Annotated in this window: 2 tRNA genes and 3 rRNA genes; all 5 read left to right on the forward strand. The window is 51.0% G+C overall.

Features of this window, described 5'->3' with window-relative positions:
• The first annotated feature begins 538 nt into the window (after nucleotides 1-538).
• The 5 genes from H4J77_RS19030 (at nucleotide 539) to rrf (ending at nucleotide 5,760) form a co-directional block, all read left to right on the forward strand.
• A 16S ribosomal RNA gene (locus tag H4J77_RS19030) occupies nucleotides 539-2,075 on the forward strand.
• Nucleotides 2,076-2,142: 67 nt separating this feature from the next.
• Nucleotides 2,143-2,219 (forward strand) — tRNA-Ile (locus H4J77_RS19035).
• A gap of 25 nt (nucleotides 2,220-2,244) precedes the next feature.
• A tRNA-Ala gene (locus H4J77_RS19040) sits at nucleotides 2,245-2,320 on the forward strand.
• A gap of 298 nt (nucleotides 2,321-2,618) precedes the next feature.
• Nucleotides 2,619-5,508: ribosomal RNA gene (locus tag H4J77_RS19045) — 23S ribosomal RNA — on the forward strand.
• Nucleotides 5,509-5,644: 136 nt separating this feature from the next.
• Nucleotides 5,645-5,760: ribosomal RNA gene (gene rrf, locus H4J77_RS19050) — 5S ribosomal RNA — on the forward strand.
• The 16S, 23S and 5S rRNA genes sit together here with 2 tRNA genes alongside, the layout of an rRNA operon.
• Nucleotides 5,761-5,879: the final 119 nt, after the last annotated feature.

The raw sequence follows: 5,879 nt of genomic DNA on the forward strand, positions 1-5,879 counted from the left end.
GCTTGACGGCCGTGCTGAGATCTCTATAATTCGCCCTCTCGCTGAGCAGGAAGCTCTAAGTAAAGCGCTTATTAATCAATAAGTTAGCTTGAAAATAAGGGTTGACAGGCTGGCGAGATGGCGTAGAATGCGCCGCTCTGGTTCGGGGCTGAAGTTAAGGTCTGAATCGGGGCGATGAGAAGCTCTCATCAAGTTTGACGGAAGGTGTTGACAAGGGGTTTAGCTCCTGTAGAATGCGCCTCCCTGACACGCAACGGCAAAGCCGGGACGAGTCACTCAAGCGGTTTTTGAAGCGGTTAAAAACTTCAAAAAAAAGCTTGACGGAACAGAAGGTTAGCGTAGAATACGCGGCCTTGGTTAGGCGGAGACGCTGACCGAATCGCTCTTTAACAATTTGAATCAAGTAATTCGTGTGGGTGCTTGCTGAATGGATGTGATGATCCGAAAGATTATCAGCCAAGCAAGTTACTCTGTGAATTCTAGAGTTTTTTGTAAAGCTGAGCCAAGTTTAGGGTTTTCACAAAACCCAATCAGTATTTAACTGAAGAGTTTGATCATGGCTCAGATTGAACGCTGGCGGCAGGCCTAACACATGCAAGTCGAGCGGTAGAAGGAAGCTTGCTTCCTTTGAGAGCGGCGGACGGGTGAGTAATGCCTAGGAATCTGCCTGGTAGTGGGGGATAACGTTCGGAAACGGACGCTAATACCGCATACGTCCTACGGGAGAAAGCAGGGGACCTTCGGGCCTTGCGCTATCAGATGAGCCTAGGTCGGATTAGCTTGTTGGTGAGGTAATGGCTCACCAAGGCAACGATCCGTAACTGGTCTGAGAGGATGATCAGTCACACTGGAACTGAGACACGGTCCAGACTCCTACGGGAGGCAGCAGTGGGGAATATTGGACAATGGGGGAAACCCTGATCCAGCCATGCCGCGTGTGTGAAGAAGGTCTTAGGATTGTAAAGCACTTTAAGTTGGGAGGAAGGGTTATAGCCTAATACGCTGTAACTTTGACGTTACCGACAGAATAAGCACCGGCTAACTCTGTGCCAGCAGCCGCGGTAATACAGAGGGTGCAAGCGTTAATCGGAATTACTGGGCGTAAAGCGCGCGTAGGTGGCAAAGTAAGATGGGTGTGAAATCCCCGGGCTCAACCTGGGAACTGCATCCATAACTGCTTCGCTAGAGTACGGTAGAGGGTAGTGGAATTTCCTGTGTAGCGGTGAAATGCGTAGATATAGGAAGGAACACCAGTGGCGAAGGCGACTACCTGGACTGATACTGACACTGAGGTGCGAAAGCGTGGGGAGCAAACAGGATTAGATACCCTGGTAGTCCACGCCGTAAACGATGTCAACTAGCCGTTGGGAACCTTGAGTTCTTAGTGGCGCAGCTAACGCACTAAGTTGACCGCCTGGGGAGTACGGTCGCAAGATTAAAACTCAAATGAATTGACGGGGGCCCGCACAAGCGGTGGAGCATGTGGTTTAATTCGAAGCAACGCGAAGAACCTTACCTGGCCTTGACATGCTGAGAACTTTCCAGAGATGGATTGGTGCCTTCGGGAACTCAGACACAGGTGCTGCATGGCTGTCGTCAGCTCGTGTCGTGAGATGTTGGGTTAAGTCCCGTAACGAGCGCAACCCTTGTCCTTAGTTACCAGCACATAATGGTGGGCACTCTAAGGAGACTGCCGGTGACAAACCGGAGGAAGGTGGGGATGACGTCAAGTCATCATGGCCCTTACGGCCAGGGCTACACACGTGCTACAATGGGGGATACAGAGGGTTGCCAAGCCGCGAGGTGGAGCTAATCCCATAAAGTCTCTCGTAGTCCGGATTGGAGTCTGCAACTCGACTCCATGAAGTCGGAATCGCTAGTAATCGTGGATCAGAACGCCACGGTGAATACGTTCCCGGGCCTTGTACACACCGCCCGTCACACCATGGGAGTGGGTTGCACCAGAAGTAGCTAGTCTAACCTTCGGGAGGACGGTTACCACGGTGTGATTCATGACTGGGGTGAAGTCGTAACAAGGTAGCCGTAGGGGAACCTGCGGCTGGATCACCTCCTTAATCGATAGATCACACGACGCTCTTCAAGCACTCACACGAATTACTTGATTCATAAAGAAAGGCGATTGGGTCTGTAGCTCAGTTGGTTAGAGCGCACCCCTGATAAGGGTGAGGTCGGCAGTTCGAATCTGCCCAGACCCACCAATTGTCGAGGTGTGAAGGTCTGAACGGGGCCATAGCTCAGCTGGGAGAGCGCCTGCCTTGCACGCAGGAGGTCAGCGGTTCGATCCCGCTTGGCTCCACCAGGACGACGCAGCAGACAAGTATTTCGCCATAGATTGGAACTCAGAGTTCATACATGAATGATCAGCTTGCTGGATCATTGATGTCTGGTCTCTGAACCAGACGCTCTTTAAAAATTTGGATATGTGATAGAAGTACAGACATATAGCATGTATCACTGCATGTTGTATGGCTAAGGTAAACTTGTAATTTCAAGTGCAAGTTCCGGAATTGTCGTTAATTCTGTAGTAAACCTAATATCACTTAATAATCTAGGCCGGTTAATTTATTAACCATGCTTAAGATTGTTTGGGGTTATATGGTCAAGTGAATAAGCGCACACGGTGGATGCCTTGGCAGTCAGAGGCGATGAAAGACGTGATAGCCTGCGAAAAGCTTCGGGGAGGTGGCAAATAACCTTTGATCCGGAGATCTCTGAATGGGGAAACCCACTTAGCATAAGCTAGGTATCACACACTGAATACATAGGTGTGTGAGGCGAACCAGGGGAACTGAAACATCTAAGTACCCTGAGGAAAAGAAATCAACCGAGATTCCCCAAGTAGCGGCGAGCGAACGGGGAGTAGCCCTTAAGCAATTTTGAGTTTAGTGGAAGGCTCTGGGAAGTGCCGCCATAGTGGGTGATAGCCCCGTACACGAAAGGCTCTTAGTTGTGAAATCGAGTAGGTCGGCGCACGTGAAACGTTGACTGAACATGGGGGGACCATCCTCCAAGGCTAAATACTCCTGACTGACCGATAGTGAACCAGTACCGTGAGGGAAAGGCGAAAAGAACCCCTGTGAGGGGAGTGAAATAGAACCTGAAACCGTGTGCGTACAAGCAGTGGGAGCAGACTTGTTCTGTGACTGCGTACCTTTTGTATAATGGGTCAGCGACTTATATTCAGTGGCGAGCTTAACCGTCTAGGGGAGGCGTAGGGAAACCGAGTCTTAATAGGGCGTTTAGTCGCTGGGTATAGACCCGAAACCGGGCGATCTATCCATGGGCAGGTTGAAGGTGCCGTAACAGGCACTGGAGGACCGAACCGACTACCGTTGAAAAGTTAGCGGATGACTTGTGGATAGGAGTGAAAGGCTAATCAAGCTCGGAGATAGCTGGTTCTCCTCGAAAGCTATTTAGGTAGCGCCTCGTGTATCACCACTGGGGGTAGAGCACTGTTTCGGCTAGGGGGTCATCCCGACTTACCAAACCGATGCAAACTCCGAATACCAGTGAGTGTCAGCACGGGAGACACACGGCGGGTGCTAACGTCCGTCGTGAAAAGGGAAACAACCCAGACCGTCAGCTAAGGTCCCAAAGTTATGGTTAAGTGGGAAACGATGTGGGAAGGCTTAGACAGCTAGGAGGTTGGCTTAGAAGCAGCCATCCTTTAAAGAAAGCGTAATAGCTCACTAGTCGAGTCGGCCTGCGCGGAAGATGTAACGGGGCTCAAACCATACACCGAAGCTACGGGTTCATCTTATGATGAGCGGTAGAGGAGCGTTCTGTAAGCCTGTGAAGGTCAATTGAGAAGTTGGCTGGAGGTATCAGAAGTGCGAATGCTGACATGAGTAACGACAATGGGAGTGAAAAACTCCCACGCCGGAAGACCAAGGGTTCCTGCGCAACGTTAATCGACGCAGGGTGAGTCGACCCCTAAGGCGAGGCCGAAAGGCGTAGTCGATGGGAAACGGGTTAATATTCCCGTACTTCTAGTTACTGCGATGGAGGGACGGAGAAGGCTAGGCCAGCACGGCGTTGGTTGTCCGTGTTTAAGGTGGTAGGTTGAGTGCTTAGGTAAATCCGGGCGCTTAAGACCGAGAACTGATGACGATCTTTCTTTTAGAAAGAGAAGTGGTTGATGCCATGCTTCCAGGAAAAGCTTCTAAGCTTCAGGTAACTAGAAATCGTACCCCAAACCGACACAGGTGGTCAGGTAGAGAATACCAAGGCGCTTGAGAGAACTCGGGTGAAGGAACTAGGCAAAATGGCACCGTAACTTCGGGAGAAGGTGCGCCGGTTTTGGTGAAGGATTTACTCCGTAAGCTGAGACCGGTCGAAGATACCAGGCCGCTGCAACTGTTTATTAAAAACATAGCACTCTGCAAACACGAAAGTGGACGTATAGGGTGTGACGCCTGCCCGGTGCCGGAAGGTTAATTGATGGGGTTAGCTTCGGCGAAGCTCTTGATCGAAGCCCCGGTAAACGGCGGCCGTAACTATAACGGTCCTAAGGTAGCGAAATTCCTTGTCGGGTAAGTTCCGACCTGCACGAATGGCGTAATGATGGCGGCGCTGTCTCCACCCGAGACTCAGTGAAATTGAAATCGCTGTGAAGATGCAGTGTATCCGCGGCTAGACGGAAAGACCCCGTGAACCTTTACTATAGCTTTGCACTGGACTTTGAATTTGTTTGTGTAGGATAGGTGGGAGGCTTTGAAGCGTGGACGCTAGTCTGCGTGGAGCCAACCTTGAAATACCACCCTGACAACTTTGAGGTTCTAACTCTGGTCCATTATCTGGATCGAGGACAGTGTATGGTGGGTAGTTTGACTGGGGCGGTCTCCTCCCAAAGAGTAACGGAGGAGTACGAAGGTGCACTCAGCACGGTCGGAAATCGTGCGTAGAGTATAAAGGCAAAAGTGCGCTTGACTGCGAGACCAACACGTCGAGCAGGTACGAAAGTAGGTCTTAGTGATCCGGTGGTTCTGTATGGAAGGGCCATCGCTCAACGGATAAAAGGTACTCCGGGGATAACAGGCTGATACCGCCCAAGAGTTCATATCGACGGCGGTGTTTGGCACCTCGATGTCGGCTCATCACATCCTGGGGCTGAAGCCGGTCCCAAGGGTATGGCTGTTCGCCATTTAAAGTGGTACGCGAGCTGGGTTTAGAACGTCGTGAGACAGTTCGGTCCCTATCTGCCGTGGACGTTTGAGATTTGAGAGGGGCTGTCCTTAGTACGAGAGGACCGGGATGGACGAACCCCTGGTGTTCCGGTTGTATCGCCAGATGCATTGCCGGGTAGCTACGTTCGGAAAAGATAACCGCTGAAAGCATCTAAGCGGGAAACTTGCCTCAAGATGAGATCTCACTGGGAGCTTGACTCCCCTAAAGGGCCGTCGAAGACTACGACGTTGATAGGTTGGGTGTGTAAGCGCTGTGAGGCGTTGAGCTAACCAATACTAATTGCCCGTGTGGCTTGACCATATAACACCCAAGCAATCTGGTGTTATCAGGACACACAGAATGACAGTTCTAGAACTTGTCGAGATTACGATTTACCGTTCTTCTATCACCTATTCAAGCTTTTAAGCTGTTCGGCTCGCCGGGCAGTAACGAATTGCTTGACGACAATAGAGCATTGGAACCACCTGATCCCATCCCGAACTCAGTAGTGAAACGATGCATCGCCGATGGTAGTGTGGGGTCTCCCCATGTGAGAGTAGGTCATCGTCAAGCGCTTATACCAAAACCCCCGATCTGGAAACAGGTCGGGGGTTTTACTTTGTGCGCGGGAAAAGCCGCAAGCTCAAAGCTAGAAGCTAGAAGCTAGAAGCTAGAAGCTAGAAGCTAGAAGC

The organism is Pseudomonas sp. 5Ae-yellow (assembly GCF_014077575.1).
GTDB lineage: Bacteria > Pseudomonadota > Gammaproteobacteria > Pseudomonadales > Pseudomonadaceae > Halopseudomonas > Halopseudomonas neustonica.